This is a genomic window from Mesorhizobium temperatum, from assembly GCF_002284575.1.
In the GTDB taxonomy this organism is placed as follows: Bacteria; Pseudomonadota; Alphaproteobacteria; order Rhizobiales; family Rhizobiaceae; genus Mesorhizobium; species Mesorhizobium temperatum.
Map to the genome: position 1 here is coordinate 21,299 of NZ_NPKJ01000025.1, position 15,887 is coordinate 37,185.

General features: G+C 62.0%; 19 protein-coding genes. 10 read left to right on the top strand and 9 right to left on the bottom strand.

Annotation, left to right across the window (positions count from 1 at the left end):
• Positions 1-12 precede the first annotated feature (12 nt).
• On the bottom strand, positions 13-1,179 hold the full coding sequence (locus CIT26_RS07525) for an alpha/beta hydrolase (RefSeq protein ID WP_095491998.1): 1,167 nt from the start codon (positions 1,177-1,179) through the stop codon (positions 13-15).
• 153 nt (positions 1,180-1,332) lie between these two features.
• Positions 1,333-2,400 (bottom strand): alpha/beta hydrolase, encoded by a 1,068-nt coding sequence (locus tag CIT26_RS07530; protein WP_245319234.1) that lies wholly within the window; start codon positions 2,398-2,400, stop codon positions 1,333-1,335.
• A gap of 497 nt (positions 2,401-2,897) precedes the next feature.
• Between CIT26_RS07530 and ilvA the strand changes: the two genes are divergently transcribed.
• Together ilvA and CIT26_RS07545 are read left to right on the top strand one after the other, a co-directional pair.
• On the top strand, positions 2,898-4,154 hold the full coding sequence (gene ilvA, locus CIT26_RS07540; protein ID WP_095492000.1) for a threonine ammonia-lyase IlvA: 1,257 nt from the start codon (positions 2,898-2,900) through the stop codon (positions 4,152-4,154).
• Positions 4,151-4,711, top strand: coding sequence for a DUF1697 domain-containing protein (locus CIT26_RS07545; RefSeq protein WP_095492001.1), 561 nt, complete (start codon positions 4,151-4,153; stop codon positions 4,709-4,711). Before ilvA ends, CIT26_RS07545 begins: the two co-directional genes overlap by 4 nt.
• Positions 4,712-4,715: 4 nt before the next feature.
• Here the strand turns inward: CIT26_RS07545 and CIT26_RS07550 are convergent, their stop codons facing one another.
• Both CIT26_RS07550 and gloA read right to left on the bottom strand, forming a co-directional pair.
• A complete protein-coding gene (locus tag CIT26_RS07550; protein ID WP_095492002.1) occupies positions 4,716-5,009 on the bottom strand; it encodes a DUF2218 domain-containing protein in 294 nt (97 codons plus the stop codon).
• A 130-nt stretch (positions 5,010-5,139) separates the two neighbouring features.
• Positions 5,140-5,580, bottom strand: a complete 441-nt coding sequence (gene gloA / locus CIT26_RS07555; protein ID WP_095492003.1) for a lactoylglutathione lyase — start codon at positions 5,578-5,580, stop codon at positions 5,140-5,142.
• A 239-nt stretch (positions 5,581-5,819) separates the two neighbouring features.
• Here gloA and CIT26_RS07560 point away from each other — a divergent pair, with 239 nt between their 5' ends.
• The 3 genes from CIT26_RS07560 to CIT26_RS07570 all read left to right on the top strand — a co-directional run bounded on the left by CIT26_RS07560 (position 5,820) and on the right by CIT26_RS07570 (position 7,804).
• Positions 5,820-6,392 carry a cold shock domain-containing protein gene (locus CIT26_RS07560; protein WP_206072734.1) on the top strand — a complete coding sequence of 191 codons (573 nt, stop codon included), beginning with the start codon at positions 5,820-5,822 and terminating at the stop codon, positions 6,390-6,392.
• A gap of 111 nt (positions 6,393-6,503) precedes the next feature.
• Entirely contained in the window at positions 6,504-7,016 is a 513-nt protein-coding gene (locus tag CIT26_RS07565; RefSeq protein ID WP_095492005.1) for a DUF192 domain-containing protein, read from the top strand.
• A 20-nt stretch (positions 7,017-7,036) separates the two neighbouring features.
• Positions 7,037-7,804, top strand: a complete 768-nt coding sequence (locus CIT26_RS07570; protein ID WP_167391316.1) for an alpha/beta fold hydrolase — start codon at positions 7,037-7,039, stop codon at positions 7,802-7,804.
• Positions 7,805-7,969: 165 nt separating this feature from the next.
• Here the strand turns inward: CIT26_RS07570 and CIT26_RS07575 are convergent, their stop codons facing one another.
• Positions 7,970-8,569, bottom strand: coding sequence for an HD domain-containing protein (locus tag CIT26_RS07575; protein ID WP_095492007.1), 600 nt, complete (start codon positions 8,567-8,569; stop codon positions 7,970-7,972).
• Positions 8,570-8,815: 246 nt separating this feature from the next.
• Between CIT26_RS07575 and cysE the strand changes: the two genes are divergently transcribed.
• Together cysE and CIT26_RS07585 are read left to right on the top strand one after the other, a co-directional pair.
• On the top strand, positions 8,816-9,664 hold the full coding sequence (gene cysE / locus CIT26_RS07580; RefSeq protein WP_095492008.1) for a serine O-acetyltransferase: 849 nt from the start codon (positions 8,816-8,818) through the stop codon (positions 9,662-9,664).
• Between the two features lie 151 nt (positions 9,665-9,815).
• The gene (locus tag CIT26_RS07585; RefSeq protein ID WP_013531334.1) at positions 9,816-10,019 is read left to right on the top strand and encodes a DUF3126 family protein; all 204 of its coding nucleotides are present in this window, start codon (positions 9,816-9,818) and stop codon (positions 10,017-10,019) included.
• A 107-nt stretch (positions 10,020-10,126) separates the two neighbouring features.
• On the opposite strand, the gene CIT26_RS07590 is transcribed toward CIT26_RS07585, so the two are convergent.
• A complete protein-coding gene (locus CIT26_RS07590) occupies positions 10,127-10,858 on the bottom strand; it encodes a hypothetical protein (RefSeq protein WP_095492009.1) in 732 nt (243 codons plus the stop codon).
• 164 nt (positions 10,859-11,022) lie between these two features.
• Here CIT26_RS07590 and CIT26_RS07595 point away from each other — a divergent pair, with 164 nt between their 5' ends.
• Together CIT26_RS07595 and CIT26_RS07600 are read left to right on the top strand one after the other, a co-directional pair.
• On the top strand, positions 11,023-11,367 hold the full coding sequence (locus tag CIT26_RS07595) for a DUF6949 family protein (RefSeq protein ID WP_095492010.1): 345 nt from the start codon (positions 11,023-11,025) through the stop codon (positions 11,365-11,367).
• A gap of 19 nt (positions 11,368-11,386) precedes the next feature.
• The gene (locus CIT26_RS07600) at positions 11,387-11,914 is read left to right on the top strand and encodes a gamma carbonic anhydrase family protein (protein ID WP_095492011.1); all 528 of its coding nucleotides are present in this window, start codon (positions 11,387-11,389) and stop codon (positions 11,912-11,914) included.
• A gap of 54 nt (positions 11,915-11,968) precedes the next feature.
• On the opposite strand, the gene CIT26_RS07605 is transcribed toward CIT26_RS07600, so the two are convergent.
• Entirely contained in the window at positions 11,969-12,529 is a 561-nt protein-coding gene (locus tag CIT26_RS07605) for an ankyrin repeat domain-containing protein (RefSeq protein ID WP_167391317.1), read from the bottom strand.
• A gap of 120 nt (positions 12,530-12,649) precedes the next feature.
• On the bottom strand, positions 12,650-12,892 hold the full coding sequence (locus CIT26_RS07610) for a DUF1127 domain-containing protein (RefSeq protein ID WP_095492013.1): 243 nt from the start codon (positions 12,890-12,892) through the stop codon (positions 12,650-12,652).
• A gap of 174 nt (positions 12,893-13,066) precedes the next feature.
• Here CIT26_RS07610 and CIT26_RS07615 point away from each other — a divergent pair, with 174 nt between their 5' ends.
• On the top strand, positions 13,067-15,079 hold the full coding sequence (locus CIT26_RS07615; protein WP_095492014.1) for a BTAD domain-containing putative transcriptional regulator: 2,013 nt from the start codon (positions 13,067-13,069) through the stop codon (positions 15,077-15,079).
• A gap of 110 nt (positions 15,080-15,189) precedes the next feature.
• Here the strand turns inward: CIT26_RS07615 and CIT26_RS07620 are convergent, their stop codons facing one another.
• Positions 15,190-15,798 (bottom strand): transglutaminase-like cysteine peptidase, encoded by a 609-nt coding sequence (locus CIT26_RS07620; protein WP_095492015.1) that lies wholly within the window; start codon positions 15,796-15,798, stop codon positions 15,190-15,192.
• Positions 15,799-15,887: the final 89 nt, after the last annotated feature.

Below are 15,887 nucleotides of genomic sequence, written 5' to 3' on the forward strand. Positions count from 1 at the left end.
GCCCCACGTCGCTCATCCGCCAGTGGCGATGGTCAGCACCTTGAACGGCGTGGTGATGACGATCTCGGCGACGGAGCCGACGGCCTTGCCGATGCCCTGGCCGAGATTGTCGATCGGCTGCGCCGGATTGACCTCGTCTGACGCCAGGCCGGCCGGCGCGCGCAGCCGGTCGCCGAGCAACTGCACCAGGAACGGGTTGTCGGCGAATTTGGCGTGGTTCAGACGGTCGCCGCCTTTGGTCTTGCTCAGGTCGACCACCGAAACGCCATAGCTGGCGAGGTCGGCCGCATCGCCATAGTCGCCGACGCGCGGCTTGTCGCCGGAGATCAGGGAGGAGAGTCTCAGGGCGCGATCATCGCCCGAAAGCAGGATGGCGAAAGGCTTGTCGGGCTTGCCGTAGCGGATCATCTGCTTCTTGAACACGTCGACATCGATATCGGGCGAGGCCAGGATCACATAGCCAAGCTTGTCGCTGAGATCGCGGTCGCCGGTGATGGCAAGCTGGCGCAGCGCTTCCATCGTCACCCAGGTGCCCATCGAATGGGCGATGATGTCGATGCTCTTGGCCTTGGTCTTGGCCAGCATCCGCAACGTCTCTTCGAGATCGTCGCGCGCCGCGTTGGCGCTTTCCTTGTCGTAGATATAGCCCGTGGTCTTGCCGCTCGACGCCCATGAGAACAGCACCGGCGTGCCGGAGTATTTCGTGTCGTGCGCGATCTGCGTCAGCCGGTAGATGCCGTCGTCGAAACCGTTGTTGAAGCCGTGCACGAAAACCAGGGCGCGGTCGCCGCGCATCGCGATGTCGGCGCCGACCGCCTTGGCGAATTGCGGGGCGCCTTCGTAGAATTCGACCTCTGTTGCTGTGAAGTCCTTCGCCGGATTGCTGTTGGCGGAGCCCCTGACCCGCTCGATGGCGCCGACCTGATGGACCTTCGGAACGGTGACCTCGACACTGGCAAAACTGGTGGTTGGTGAACGGTCACCGTCAAACACCTGCCGCGGGTCCTTCGTCGCCTTTTTTCGGGTGGTGGCGACGAAGATCTCATGCGTGGCGGCGATGTCGGAGGCAGGCACCGTGACGGTCGTCGTGTTGAGAAGGTCGTGTGTCTTGCGGCCGGCACAGCCGGTAACGGCGAGCGCAAACGCTACGACGAGAAAAGTCTTCGAACGCACGGTCACGCAGGCTCCCGCAGGAGGGACGTCAAGCTGGTGACGTCGCTCGCTATTTCGATAAAGCCAGGGGCCGGCCCGGTCCAGTTGAAAGTGATACGATGCTGCCGCAACTGTGAACATGCACGACGAAAGCCTCCGCAACCGGGAGTAGAGCGCATCTTACTGTCCGAGCAGGCTGATGCGGTCGGTCACCTCGCGGTCGCTGGCAAATCCGTCATCCTCGCGCAGCCGCTGGCCGATCATCTTCACCAACTCGGGGTTGTCGGCAAATTTGGTGTGGTTGAAGCGATCCGATCCCTTAACGCTGGAGAGATCGACGACGCTCACGCCATAGTCGGCGAGGTCGGCGGCGTCCTTGTAGTCGCCGACGCGCGGCCGCGAACCGGCGATCAGGCCGGAGAGCCGCAGCGCCCGGTCGTCGTCGGACAAAAGCAGGATGAATGGCTTGTTCGGCTTGCCGTAGCGGCGCATCTGGCTCTTGAACACGTCGACATCGATGTCGGGCGAGGCCAGCACGACGTCGCCGAGCTTGCCGTTGAGATCGCGGTCGCCGTTGATGGCGAGCTGGCGCAGCGCTTCCATGGTGACCCAGGTCCCCAGCGAATGCGCGACGATGTCGATGCGCCGCGCGCCGGTCTGCGAAAGCATTCTCAGCGTCACTTCCAGTTGGTCGCGGGCAGCACTGGCGCTTTCCCTGTCGTAGACATAGTCCCGGGTCTTGGCGCCCGACGCCCAGGAAAACAGCACCGGCGTGCCCGGGTAGCCGGAATCATGGGCGATCTGGGTGACGCGGTAGACGGCGGCGTCGAAGCCGGTGTTGTAGCCGTGGACGAAGACCATGACGCGGCCGCCGCGCGCGGCGATGTCGGCACTGAGCGCGCTGGAGAATTTCGGCGCGGTGTCGTAGCCGACGACGTCGGAGGCCATGAAGTATTTGGCCGGGTCGTTCGACTTGCCGCGCGAGCGCCGCTCGATCTGACCGGTTTCATGGGTCCCCGGCACGGTGACGTTGGCGCGGGCATAGTTCAGCGTGGCCGAGCGCTCACGGTCGAAAACCTTGCTGGGATCGTCGGAGCGCTTGCGCGTCGTGGCGATAAAGATGCTGTGGTTGCCGGCGATGTCCGTCACCGGCGCGGACACCATAGCGCTGCCGAGCAGTTCCTCGGTCTGCCGGCCGCCACAGCCGGCAACGAGCAAGGCAAGGACAAGGATGCAAATCTTCTTCAACTCTAGAATTCCACTCCGGCCGAAAGGCTTAATCCAATCTCCGCGAACCCTCCCGGACAGTCGAAGTGCGGCAGAAGTAAGTCATATCCACCCGAAATGCGCTCAGCGCCGCGCGACAGTCATCGCACTGTTGCGCGAAAGCCAGAACGGCGGCAGGCGTCACGAGCGCGTTGGGGCTTGTAAGCAACCACTTCAGGTTTGCGCTGCCCCTCATTGCCCTGCCGGGCATTTCTCCCCGTTTAGTGACGGGGAGAAAGACACCTTCGCATAGGATTTCGCCAATCTCGAGCGTTGCAGGAAGGGTGCCGAAGTTGCGGCCAGCCCCTTCTCCCCGTCACTATACGGGGAGAAGATGCCGGCAGGCAGATGAGGGGCAGCGCCGACATCGACGTTTGGCTTTTCCAACATGAGTTTATCTTAAGCGATTGCCCTGATCAAACACGTACGGCGTGTGCTAGCTTCGCGAACACCACAGACGATCCGGGGTAATTTTTCCGATGACCAGTTTCTCCTCCCGCGTCGCTGCCGCCGCCGCCGCGATCCGCGAGATTTTTCCGGAGACGCCGCTGCAGGAAAACGACTATCTGTCGAAGAAGACCGGCGCGCGCGTGCTGCTGAAACGCGAGGACCTGTCGCCGGTGCGCTCCTACAAGATCAGGGGCGCCTTCAATTTTTTCCGCAAGGCGCTCGATGCCGGCAACGATGCCGAGCTGTTCGTCTGCGCTTCCGCCGGCAACCATGCGCAGGGCTTTGCCTTCGTCTGCCGTCATTTCGGCAAACGAGGCGTGGTATTCATGCCGGTGACGACGCCACAGCAGAAGATCGACAAGACGCGGCTGTTCGGTGGCGAGTTCGTCGAGATCAGGCTGGTCGGAGACTTTTTCGACGACTGCTACCGCGCCGCCTTCGAATTCACCGAGAGTGCCGGCGCGCACATGGTGCCGCCGTTCGATCACAAGGACATAATCGAGGGGCAGGCGACCGTCGCCTACGAGATATCAGGCCAGATGCCTGGCGCGCGGATGCCCGACATCATCATGCTGCCGGTCGGCGGCGGCGGCCTCGCGGCCGGTGTGACGCATTATTTCGCCGACCAGCGCCGCGACGCGCGCTTCGTCTTCTGCGAGCCGGCCGGCGCGCCAAGCCTGAGCGAGAGCCTCGCCACCGGCAAGCGCATCAAGCTCGCCAAGGTCGACAATTTCGTCGACGGCGCGGCGGTGGCCGAGATCGGCCGCGAGCCGTTGCGGCATCTCAGGGAGTTTGCCACTGAGTCCGTGCGGCTGATTCCGGAAAACCGGCTCTGCGCGACCATGATCGAGATGCTGAACGTCGAAGGCGTGGTGCTGGAGCCGGCCGGCGCACTAGCGATCGACGCGCTCAAGGATTTTTCCAAGAAGGAAATCAGGGGCAAGACCATCGTCGCGGTGGTTTCAGGCGGCAATTTCGATTTCGAGCGGCTGCCGGACGTGAAGGAAAGGGCGCTGCGTTTCGAGGGGCTGAAGAAGTACTTCATCATCCGCTTTCCGCAGCGGCCGGGGGCGCTGCGCGATTTCCTCGAATTGCTCGGGCCTGACGATGACATTGCACGCTTCGAATACCTGAAGAAATCGGCGCGCAATTTCGGTTCGGTGCTGATTGGCATCGAAACCAAGGACCGTCGCAATTTCGAGCTGCTCAACGCAAATTTCGAGGCCGAGGGCGTCCAGTATCAGGACATCACCGACAACGAGACGCTGGCCGGGTTCATCATATGAGCGCTCAGGCGAAGATATTCGTTGCGTTGTTTTCCGGCATCAATGTCGGCGGCAACCGCATCGTCAAGATGGCCGAACTCCGGTCGTTCTTCGAGGAGCTCGGCTTTGGCGACGTCGCGACCTATGTGCAGAGCGGCAACGTCGTGTTCCGCTCGGCAAAGGGTGATGCCGCTACGCTGACTAAACAGCTGGAAGCGGCCTTCGAGAGGAAATGGGGATTTCACTCGCGCATCATGGTGCGCGATCTCGGCTGGTTCGAGCGGCTGGTGGCGGAAAATCCCTATCCGGAAATTGCAGGCGACCCGACCAAGCTCCACGCCTATGTGCTGGAGCGCGAGCCGACCGCCGACGAGGTCGCGCGGCTGGCCGAAAAATGCACGGGTCCCGAACGGTTCGAGATCAGGGGCGACGTGCTTTACCTGCACGCACCGGAAGGTCTCGGCAAATCGGTGTTTGCCAATCTCATCCCGCGCACGCTGAAAGTGCCCGGCACCGCGCGCAACTGGCGCACGGTGCTGGCGCTGCTGGTGTTGGCCGGCCGAGGCGGCGGAGCGTAGTCGCCTACGCTGCCGAAGCCCTTTTCCAATCGAAGGTCAGCTCTTCGCGGAAAGCGAAGCGTTTGATGTGGTCGGCGACGACCGTTTCCAGGCGCTCCAGCGAGCCGGCTTCGTCAGCGCTTACCGCGATGTGGAGTGCTGCCGGATCGGCATCGAGGACCGTGCGGCCCAGTGAGAGGTCGATGGTGCCGTGGTTCGGATCGAACTTGACAGGAAACTTGTGCGCCCAGTGCTTGCAGAGCTGCTGCAGATAACGGCTCGCATGTTCGGTAGCGACATCGACATGGCTGGTCGGCATGAATGGATTTCTCCTGAGGCAAGATGCGCCAATTTCGGAAGCAGGCGCGATCGCCGGACAGATAGGCGCGATCTCGAGAAACGCCATAAAATGTCCGGCTTGATCGTACCCGCTCTCGATCTTGTGATGGCTACCAGCTTCCGGTGTTCGGCATCGAAGCCCAGGGCTCGGCCTTGGCCTTGGCCGGGCCTTTCTGCAAAAGCTCGATCGATATGCCGTCCGGCGATTTGACGAAGGCCATGTTGCCGTCGCGCGGCGGCCGGTTGATGGTGACGCCGTTGTCCATCAGCCGTTGGCAGGTGGCGTAGATGTCGTCGACTTCGTAGGCGAGGTGGCCGAAATTGCGGCCGCCCTTGTAGTCCTCCGGATCCCAATTGTAGGTGAGCTCGATCAGCGGCGCCTTGTCGGCGATGCCGCTCTGCTCGTCCTCAGGCGCGGCGAGGAAGATCAGCGTGTAGCGCCCCTGTTCGTTTTCATGGCGGCGCACTTCCTTGAGGCCGAGCTTGTTGCAGTAGAAATCGACCGATGCATCGATGTCGGCGACGCGGACCATGGTGTGGAGGTAGCGCATGTGATCTTCCTCGAAATGTTGCGTTGCGGCGGAACATAGGGGCCACCCGGCCAAAGGGCAATTCCCGATAGCCGGTCCCGCCGGCAAACAACAAATCCGGTATTCCTGCAATGAACCGTGAAAAAAGGCGCGGAAGGTCTTGCACACAGCGGAAGCGGCAGTGTTAATCTAACGTCAAGAATCAGTTGCGGTATTCTTGGAAAAAGGGGGGCGTTGTTATGGGGGAAAAGGCCTCTTTCATGGGGCGGGACGGAACCGGTAACGCCTTGCGAAGGGACGAGAGCGGCGATGCGGCCGATCTCGTCGAAGTTGCGGGCGCCATCAAATGGTTCGACGTGGCCAAGGGCTACGGTTTCATTCTTCCCGATGACGGCGTTTCCGGCGATATTCTCCTCCATGTGACGTGTCTTCGGAAGGACGGTTTCCAGACCGCCCTGGAAGGCGCTCGCGTCGTCTGCCTCGTCAAGCATGGCGAGCGTGGATTGCAGGCGTTCCGTGTGCTCTCCATGGATCTCACCACGGCGACCCATCCCGCTGAAATGCAGGATCAGCGCACGCATGTCTCGGTGACGCCGGAAAGCGGTCTCGAGCGGGCGCTGGTGAAATGGTTCAACCGCACCAAGGGGTTCGGTTTCCTGACCCGGGGCGAGGGCACCGAGGACATCTTCGTCCATATGGAAACGCTGCGCCGCTACGGCATTACCGAGCTCAGGCCGGGGCAGGTCGTGCTGGTCCGCTTCGGGCGCGGCGACAAAGGCCTTATGGCTGCCGAAATTCACCCGGATATGGGTACCTTGCCGGTCTCGCACTAAGGTCCCATCCCGATCGAATCGGGACGCTACCTGGTGCTTTCTGCTTGACCATGATCTTTTCCGAACCGTAGGTTCGGGATCATGGTTTAGGACGATGGCCGAGGATTCTGAATGACTTACAGGAACTGGCTGACAACGGGCGTAGTCTGCGCCGCGATCGCCTTTGTCGTCGCCACAGGCGCTTTCTTCCATTCGCAGCAACCGGCTTCGGCAGACAGCCGGGCGATGATCCTTGCCGTCGACCCGCAGCCGCTGGTCGCGGTGACGAAAGGCGGCGAACGCTCTTTCTCCGTCGAAATCGCCGACACCTCCGCCGAGCGCGAGGCCGGCCTGATGTTTCGCGAGGAGATGGCCGACGATCATGGCATGCTGTTCGTGTTCGAGGAGCCTCGGGATGTGAGCTTCTGGATGAAGAACACGCCGATGCCGCTCGACCTGATCTTTGTCGGTCAGGACGGCAGGATCCGGGCGATCAAGCAAGGCGAGCCGCAATCCGAGGCGATGATCTCGCCCGGCGAGCCTGTTCGTTTCGTGCTCGAGCTCAAGGCGGGCACCGCCGCCAGGGGCGGCATCGAGGATGGCGATTTGTTGCGCCACCCGGCAATCGGCCCTGCGCACAACTGAACGCGCAGGATCCGTCGCAGATGCAGTTTTTCTCCCATGACGGTTTTGATCTTGCCTTCCTCGACCGCCAGCCGGCATCGGGGCAGGGTGATCCGGTGCTGATGATCCACGGCTTTGCCTCGACCCATTACGTCAACTGGGTGTCGCCCGGCTGGTTCAAGGCGCTGAACGATGCCGGCTACCGCGCCATCGCTTTCGACAATCGCGGCCATGGCGCCTCGTCGAAGAGCTATGAAGAGGCCGATTACACGCCCGCAAAAATGGCTTCCGACGGGGCAGCGTTGCTGACCCATCTCGGCATCGAACGCGCCCATGTCATGGGCTATTCGATGGGCGCGCGGATATCGGCCTTCCTGGCGCTTTCCGACCCGGAGAAGGTGGCCACGCTGGTCTTCGGCGGTCTCGGCGTCGGCATGGTCGACGGCGTCGGCGACTGGGATCCGATCGCCGCCGCCCTTCTGGCCAACGATCCAGATACCACCAGCCATTCGCGCGGCCGCTCGTTTCGCGCCTTCGCCGACCAGACCCGCAGCGACCGCCGGGCGCTGGCCGCCTGCATTGCCACCTCGCGGGAATTGCTGGCCGAGGCCGACATTACGCGCATTGCCCAGCCGACATTGATTGCCGTCGGCACCAAGGACGATATCGGCGGTTCGCCCGACGAACTGGCCGCCCTGATGCCGAACGCCGAGGCTTTTCACATCGAGGGGCGCGACCACATGCTGGCCGTCGGCGACAAGACCTTCAAGCAGCGGGTGCTGGAGTTCTATGCCGAAAATCCGCTGTGAGTGCAGCGGTGGTTGAGTTTGGATGGCTCATGGCCTGAAGAATGCGGCGGCTCAGGATAAAAGCCCGATCTGTAGCGATCCTTCGCGCCCCCCTCTGTCCTGCCGGACATCTCCCCCACGAGGGGGGAGATTGGCAGCTTCGGCGCTCCGCTCACTCCTGCGGCGTCATGCCTCAAGCGCTTCGAGCGAACGCGCCATGTTTTGCCGAGCCTGAGCCTCGAACCGCTGGCGGAACTCTTCGGTGTGAAAGATATGCGGGCGGGCGAGGAAACTCTTCAGAACAGCACTGCGGCCGGCACGCCACACCGGCTCTTCCACCCAGCCATATTCGCGGCGAACCGCCTGTTCATAAGCGTCGAAGGCATTAGGCGTCGCACCCAGGATCGCCAGGTCGATGTCGAGAAACAGCGCTGCGTCGCTGGCGGCATTCTCGTCGTCAAAGTGCGGCAACTCATGCGTCGCGGTGGCGATGATCATCGCCGTGATGCGGTCAAGGCGCTGCACATCCGTCCGGCCGGCGAGCTTTTTCTCGGCAAGGGCGGCACTCCTGGCTTCGTTGTCCTTGGCCCGGCTGTCATAGATGGCGTCATGAAACCAGATCGCCGCCTCGACCGCCTCGGGGTCGTGCAGGGATGCCCTATAGCCGTCGGCCAACGCCAGCATCGCCTCAATATGGGCAAGGCTGTGATAGTGCCGGTTTTCGGCCCGGTAGAGCGCGGAAAGCTCGTGCTTCAGCGGCTCGTCGATCAAGGGTTCGTTTTCCATGGCCGCTTGAATTTCCGTGAACCAAATCCATTTGACAAAGCACTAAGGAAAATTGAGTTCAACCGTGCTATGATCTGGCTTATAGAGCATGTCGCGCAAAAGTGCGCAGCGGTTTTGGGACAACGACATGCTCAAAACAGGCACTTAATGCGCATCGCCTGAATCACTTTGATCGCGATTCGCATTATGCGGCCGGAGAATAGGCAAGTCGCCAAGCCGGAAACATTAGATGGCCGGAGACCATTGATGAACAGCGTTACGATTGCCCGCCCCAGCATGGTGAAGCCGATCGACCCGATCTGGCGCTCGATCCGCGACGAAGCGATGGAGGCGGTCAACCGCGATCCGCTGCTGGCGGCATTCCTCTATTCGACCATCCTTAACCAGGAAAGCCTGGAGGAAGCGGTCATCCATCGGCTGGCCGAGCGGCTCGCCCATCAGGATATCGGGTCCGATCTCATCCGCCAGACATTCAAGGCGATGGCAGCCGACGACATGGACTGGTCGTCGACAGTGCGTGTCGACATCCAGGCCTATTACGATCGCGATCCGGCCTGCGACCGCTTCATCATGCCGGTGCTCTATTTCAAAGGTTTTCATGCCATCCAGACCCACCGGCTGGCACATTGGCTGTGGAACCAGGGCCGCCAGGACTTCGCGCTCTACCTGCAGAGCCGGTCGTCCTCGGTGTTCCAGACCGACATCAACCCGGCCGCCCGCATCGGCAAGGGCATCTTCCTCGACCACGCCACCGGCCTTGTCGTCGGCCAGACGGCGGTGATCGAGGACGACGTGTCGATCCTGCACGGGGTGACGCTGGGCGGCACCGGCAAGGCCGGCGGCGACCGCCATCCTAAGATTCGCTATGGCGTGCTGATCGGCGCCGGCGCCAAGATCCTCGGCAACATCGAAGTCGGCCATTGCTCGAAGATCGCGGCAGGCTCGGTAGTGCTGTCGCCGGTGCCGCACAACAAGACGGTTGCCGGCGTGCCGGCCCGCGTCGTCGGTGAGACCGGCTGCGACCAGCCCTCGCGGCAGATGGACCAGCTTTTGCCGTCGCAGTCGATGGACCACGTCGTCAGCTTCGATATCTGATTTCACGTCCGCGGGGCGGGCAATCGAACTCCGTTTGCCGGCTCCGCCGCCTGTCGGTTCTCGCATATCCGGTCGGCTTGCCTTTACATCGCCATTGTCGACGTGCCAGAAGCGCGCTCAAACGAGCAAGACCGACGATCGGAGAAGACTTTTGAAGCCGGACGAAATCAGAAAGCTGGACGCCTATTTCAAGCGCGTCTTCCAGAACCCCAAGCTTGAAGTGAAGGCGCGGCCGCGCAAGGACGATTCGGCCGAGGTCTATGTCGGCGACGAATTCCTCGGCATCGTCTTCAAGGACGAGGACGACGGCGACTATAATTTCTCGATGGCGATCCTCGACATCGATCTGGCCTGAGCCGGGGATTCGCGGTTACCGGCAGGCGCCCGTCATCCCTGGGCGGAGAAGGGGGCTTTGCGATTTGTCCCCAAAGCGCGTTGCATAATCCCTTCAGACACAATGCGTTAGCGCCCGGTCTTCAGCAAACGCGCAGCCTCGGCGGCGATGGCTGCGTCGAGCGCCTGCCAGTCACCCAGAAATTCCATGGGAAAGCGGTAGGTGAGGCTGAGATTATCGCCGACCAGAATGTCGCGTTCGCAGGGCGCCAGCGATTGCGCAGCACTTGGGCCGCTCAGGCAGCGGGCCACGAACGGGTCCTTGCCCCGGCGATTGGCAACCGCCAGCACCTCGTTGAAATAGCCTGATTTTTCACTGAAGCCGTAAAACGTCGTGCCGCCCGGGCCGGGCGTGCCGGGCTGGACAATCAGTGCACTGTAGATCGGCGCGAAGCGCCCGCTCATGTCACGCGACATGACCTGTCGTTCGAACGACAGAAAGATAATCCTCTTGCTTGATCCGGTATGGTTGAAATCGTTGCGGGCGGCCTCGCTGTAGCCGTCCATCTCGGGATAGCGCAGATAGAGGTCGAGCCGCGAGGCGATGCCGTCGCGCCGGGCCTGGTCGAAGCGGGTGACATTGCCCGGCACGGCGATGACATTGTTGCCGATCACGACCTCGTGGATTGTCGTGTCGTCGGTGTATCCGGCCATGGCGATCGAGCGGCCGAGCCATTTGCCGCCAAGGCTGATCGCCACCGAAAGCATTGCCAGCGCCGCGAACACGTAGAACACCCGCTTCATCAGCTTGGAATCGACGACGGTGAGTTGCGGACCGTTGGCGGTGGCTGTCTGCTTCATCGCGATCCCCAATTTCGGCCGCCTGTCCCAAGATGTCCCATGGGCGTCCCCCTGGGGACGTCCCTCTTGGGGTGTCCTTAGGCGGCACATGTGGCGCGGCACGGCTCTTGCAACGGCGCCTGTCGAACACGACTGTGCGATTTCATGGTAAATGGAAGGTAAAGATGGGTCTGGTCGAATACACACTCTTTGCTTTTATGGTTGGGCTGACGTCGTGCGGCCTGGCCGGATCGGCTATGGAGCTGATATCAGGCCAGCGGCTTGCCTTCGCCGAGCCCTATGTGTCGCCGGCGCATCTGCTGCGCTCGCTCTTCGCGACGGCCTGCGCCGGGCCCCTGATGTTCGCCAACGAAGCCCTCGACGCCTGGCGGCAAGGCCGCATTTCCGCCCCGGCGCTGATCTCTTGCGGTTGCACCGCTACGGTCTGGGCGTTGGCGTTGGGCGTCGTGCTGATCGACATTGCATCCCGAGCGGGCATTCTCCTAGGTTCGGCTGATTTTTCAGCGTGAGACGATTCGGAGGCGAAAAATGCCGCTCTATGCGATCGACGGAAAGGCGCCCGGTTTCGAGGACGCGGACAGCAACTGGATCGCGCCCGACGCGACATTGATCGGCGATGTCAGGGTCGGTCGCAATGCAGGCTTCTGGTTCGGCGTCGTCATCCGCGGCGACAACGAGCCGATCGTTATCGGCGCTGATACCAATGTGCAGGAGCACACGGTCATGCATACCGACGTCGGTTTTCCCCTGACCATCGGGCAAAGCTGCACGATCGGCCACCGGGCCTTGCTGCATGGCTGCACGATCGGCGATAACAGCCTGATCGGCATGGGCGCCATCGTGCTGAACGGCGCGAAAATCGGCAAGAACTCGCTGGTCGGCGCCAGCGCCCTGGTCACCGAAGGCAAGGAATTCCCCGACAATTCGCTGATCATTGGCTCGCCCGCGCGTGTGATGCGAGAGCTGGACGATGCCGCGGTAGCCAGGCTGCGCGCTTCGGCCGCGCACTACGTTGCCAACGGCAAACGCTTCAAAGCGGGACTGACGAAGGCCTGAGCCCAGCCTTGTTCAAATCTTCGGCTATATGGTCCAATGGCATCGTCCCCCAACTCACCGTCCATTGGAGCCGCGCCTGGTCATCGCATCGCGCAGCAACGAAGCGCCGGCTTCAAAGCCGGCATTGTCGGCGTCCTCGAGGGCTGTCGTATAGTCGTCGATGCGGGTTTCGAGCGATGGGTCGGCGCCCGCCGCCAACAGCAGGCGGATGGCATCGACGCTTCGGATAGCGACCGCATAGTGAAGCGGCGTCCAGTCGTTTACGCCCCGCATGTTGAGGTCTGCGCCACCATCGATCAGGATTCGGACGATTTCCAGTCTGTCAGCCCGGTCGGTGGACAGTGCCGCAATGATTGCAGGAAAACCGCCGTGGTGGTGATAGTTCGGGTCCGAGCCCGCGTCCAGTAAGATCGATATGAAAGCGGTGGGGCTCCAATAGATCGCATACTCTAGTGGATGCCCAAGGCCGAGTTCAAAGGGCATCTGCTCGTCGAACCAGCCGGGTGAGCCGCCGAGAGCCACACCGAGGGCCTCGAAGTCGCCCGCCTTGAACGCGTCGTCGATGGCCTTGAACAGGCGGTGGCGCTCGCATCGATCTTCCGGGATTTCCAACATCGCAGCGATCCGGAGGTTGAATTGACCGCCATATTGCTCCCATCCGCCGCTGCCTGAAAGCCTCATGGGCGGTTGCGATTGGCGAGCAGGTCGATAGCTTTGCGCAGCCGTACGCCGAACTTACCGCATCGACATCAAGTTCGTCATCAGACCTGCCTTGATGTCGAGTGCGGGTCGATGGGCCTCCGGATGACCGATGTCGTTCAGCTGATCGGGCGTCAAGTCGGCTAGTGCGCTGCGTCTTGCGACGGTCCGTCGCCATCCCCTGAAGGCGGCGATCATTAGTGCTATGCTTTTCCTGCTAGATCCAAACAGGCGTTTTTTCGACGCGCTGCGGCCGGTGCGAGTTTCGGTATGAGCCATTTCTAGTCTCCCATTCGATGTTTGTGGGTGGGAGCGTGCCACGCGGGTGTTTTCGGGCTGTTCGGCTGTGCGTGAAAAGAACGGAAAAGTCCGACGAGCTGCTGTTAAATCGGTGTTAAATCCATCTACCGGAATGCTATTCTGCGGCGGCGGTCAAAGTCTGGAGACGGATCTGTGCGCATCAGGTTGCTGGGCGGCCTCGAGGTTACTTCGCCGGAGCGCCGGCCCGTCCGTTTCGCCACGCGCAAGACTTCGCTTCTCTTTGCTGCCCTGGTGCTGGCGGGCCACCGCGGCCATCGTCGCGAGCAGCTTTCCGAAGCCTTTTGGCCGGGACGAAGCAATGGCCAGGCTCGCAACAGTTTGCGGCAAGCGCTGGTCGACATCCGGCGCTCGTTCCCGACCAGCAAGGATGCCACCGTCTACATCGACGGGGATCAGGAAGCCGTCGCGCTGATTACCGGCCCGGATGACGCGGACATTTCGATCTTCGACCGGAAACTGGAGGAGGGCCGAGCGACCGATCTCGCCTTCGCCGCGGACCTCTACCGCGGCGGGGTGCTTGCAGGGGAAGCCATTCCTGAGGAACTGGATGAGTGGTTTGGACCCTATCTGAACAGGTATCAGCGCAAGGCGCTGCAGTTGGTGGATCGGCTGAGCCTCGCGCTGCCCATACCCGGCTCGGCGGAAGAGACGGCCTGCGAAGGCCTGGCGGAGAGATTGCTCGCCTCAGATCCTACCGCGGAGGCCGCCCATCGGGCGCTGATCCGGATCCACGCTCATCGGGGTCACGAAAACGCGGCCTTGCGCCAGTTCGAGCTCTGTCGGACTGTTCTGAAAAAGCAGATGGATGCGGAGCCGGAGGCGCAGACAAGCTCACTGGCGGCTTCTCTGCAGTCCCGCGGACGAACTGGGCATCAGCGGCCGGAGCCAAGCTCTGGCGTCGCGGCGCCGGCGCAGGTGCTGGCAGTCCCAACGAGACGCGACGACCAGCCATCAATTGCGGTGCTGCCGTTTCAGAATCTAAGCGGTGATATCGAGCAGGAATATTTTGCCGACGGAATGGTGGAAGACATCGTCACCGCCCTGGCTCACTTCCGCCACCTGTTCGTAATCGCACGGAATTCGAGTTTTACCTACAAGGGACGGTCCATAGACATAGAGCAGGTCGGGGGTGAGTTGGGCGTGCGCTATGTGGTCGAGGGAAGTGTGCGCCGGGCGGGTGACCGCCTGCGCATCGCCGGGCAGCTCATCGACACCTCGACGGGAGCCTACCTCTGGGCCGATCGTTTTGACGGAACGCTCGCCGAAGTGTTCGATCTGCAGGACCAGGTCGCCTCCAGCATCGTCGGCGCAATCACCCCGAAGGTGGAGGAGGCTGAGATCGAGCGTGCCAAGCGCAAGCCGACGGAAAGCCTCGACGCCTACGACTACTACCTCCGCGGGCTCGCCGTTTTTGACCGGACGGTCAACGATCAGGCGGCTATCAACGAAGCCTTGCGACTGTTCATGGCAGCGATCGCCCGTGATCCGGAGTTTGCCGCAGCCTACGCGCGGGCTGCGCGATGCTACGCCACTCGAAAGAGCAATGGCTGGATGGTCGATCGCGCGGAAGAGGTCGCAGAAGCCGTCCGATTGGCCAGGCGAGCGGTCGAACTCGGCAGGGACGACGCGATTGCGCTTTCCCATGGTGGATACGTCCTTGGTTATGTTGGGGGCGAACTCAAGAACAGTGCGGTCTGCATCGATCGCGCGCTCGTTCTCAACCCGAATTTAGCGGCTGCCTGGGGCCTAAGCAGCTGGGTGAGAGCCTGCTTTGGTGAGCCGGACAGAGCCGTCGAACATGCTGCGGGCGCCATGCGCCTGAGCCCGCTGGATCCGCGTCTGTTCGCCTGGCAGTTCTGTACGGGGCTCGCTCACTTCTGTGCTGGCCGCTACGATGACGCTGTCGAATGGGCAGAAAGCTCCTTGCGATCCCAGCCGAACTACGCAAGCGCCATGCGTGTTGCGGCCGCAGGTCATGCGCTGGCGGGGCGGCTTTTGGAAGCGCAGCAAATGATGGCCCGGCTATGCGAGTTCGATCCCTTGCTGCGGCTTTCGAATCTCGCCGAGGTGCTGCCGCCGTTTCATCGAACGGATGATCGCAGCAGATATATCGAAGGCCTTCGCAAGGCGGGCCTGCCGGACTAACGCGGTGTCAGGAAAAAGGTGGAGCCGGCCCGGGGACGGGGCCGGCTCCTAAAACCCGGTCGTTGGGGACGGGGAGGGTGGGGACTCGACCGGGTTTTTGCGTCGCGTCCTTAGCGGACGCTGGCGACCGCGTCGGAGCGGCCGTCGTTGATCGTTACCCAAGCGCCCGAATTCTGGCTCGATTGGCGTTTCAGGTAGGTGTACTCGGTGGCGGTCCAGGACAGCACTCTGGTTTCGAGATTGTCGAGGATGAACTCTCCGAGGCTGGTGCGCACGGTCAGCACCGCGTGGCCGTCTCCGTTCGGCTGGCGCGCAACCGTCATCAGCAGGTCACCGGCCGGGACGCCGATGTTCATCAACGCGCGGCGCTTTTCCAGCGCATAGTCCTCGCAGTCGCCGAAGCCGCTGTTGGGATAGGACCAGATTTCTTCCTTGCCCCACAGTTCCATATCGGTGCGTGGCACGATCCTGCTGTTGATGGAATTGTTGATGCTCACGATCTTCGCCCACAGCTTGCGGGTCAGCTCGATCGGCGCCTGCTTCTGCGTCCGCTGATTGCATTCCCGCGGAATCTTCTGGCAGAACTCGTAATGGCCGACCGGCTGTGTGGTGCGGCTGCCGGTGTGCATGAAGGCAGGTCCCGCTGCATACGCCGTTCCCCAGGCGGTAAGCTGCATCGCCATTGCCAAGAGCAACAGCTTGCCCCTCGTCTTCTTCATCGTCCAGTCTCCCCGTTTGAGGAGACAGTGACAGGATTGGATTTATTCGACGCAAAGGTCCGAAGTAGACATTAAGTAAAACTCCTATA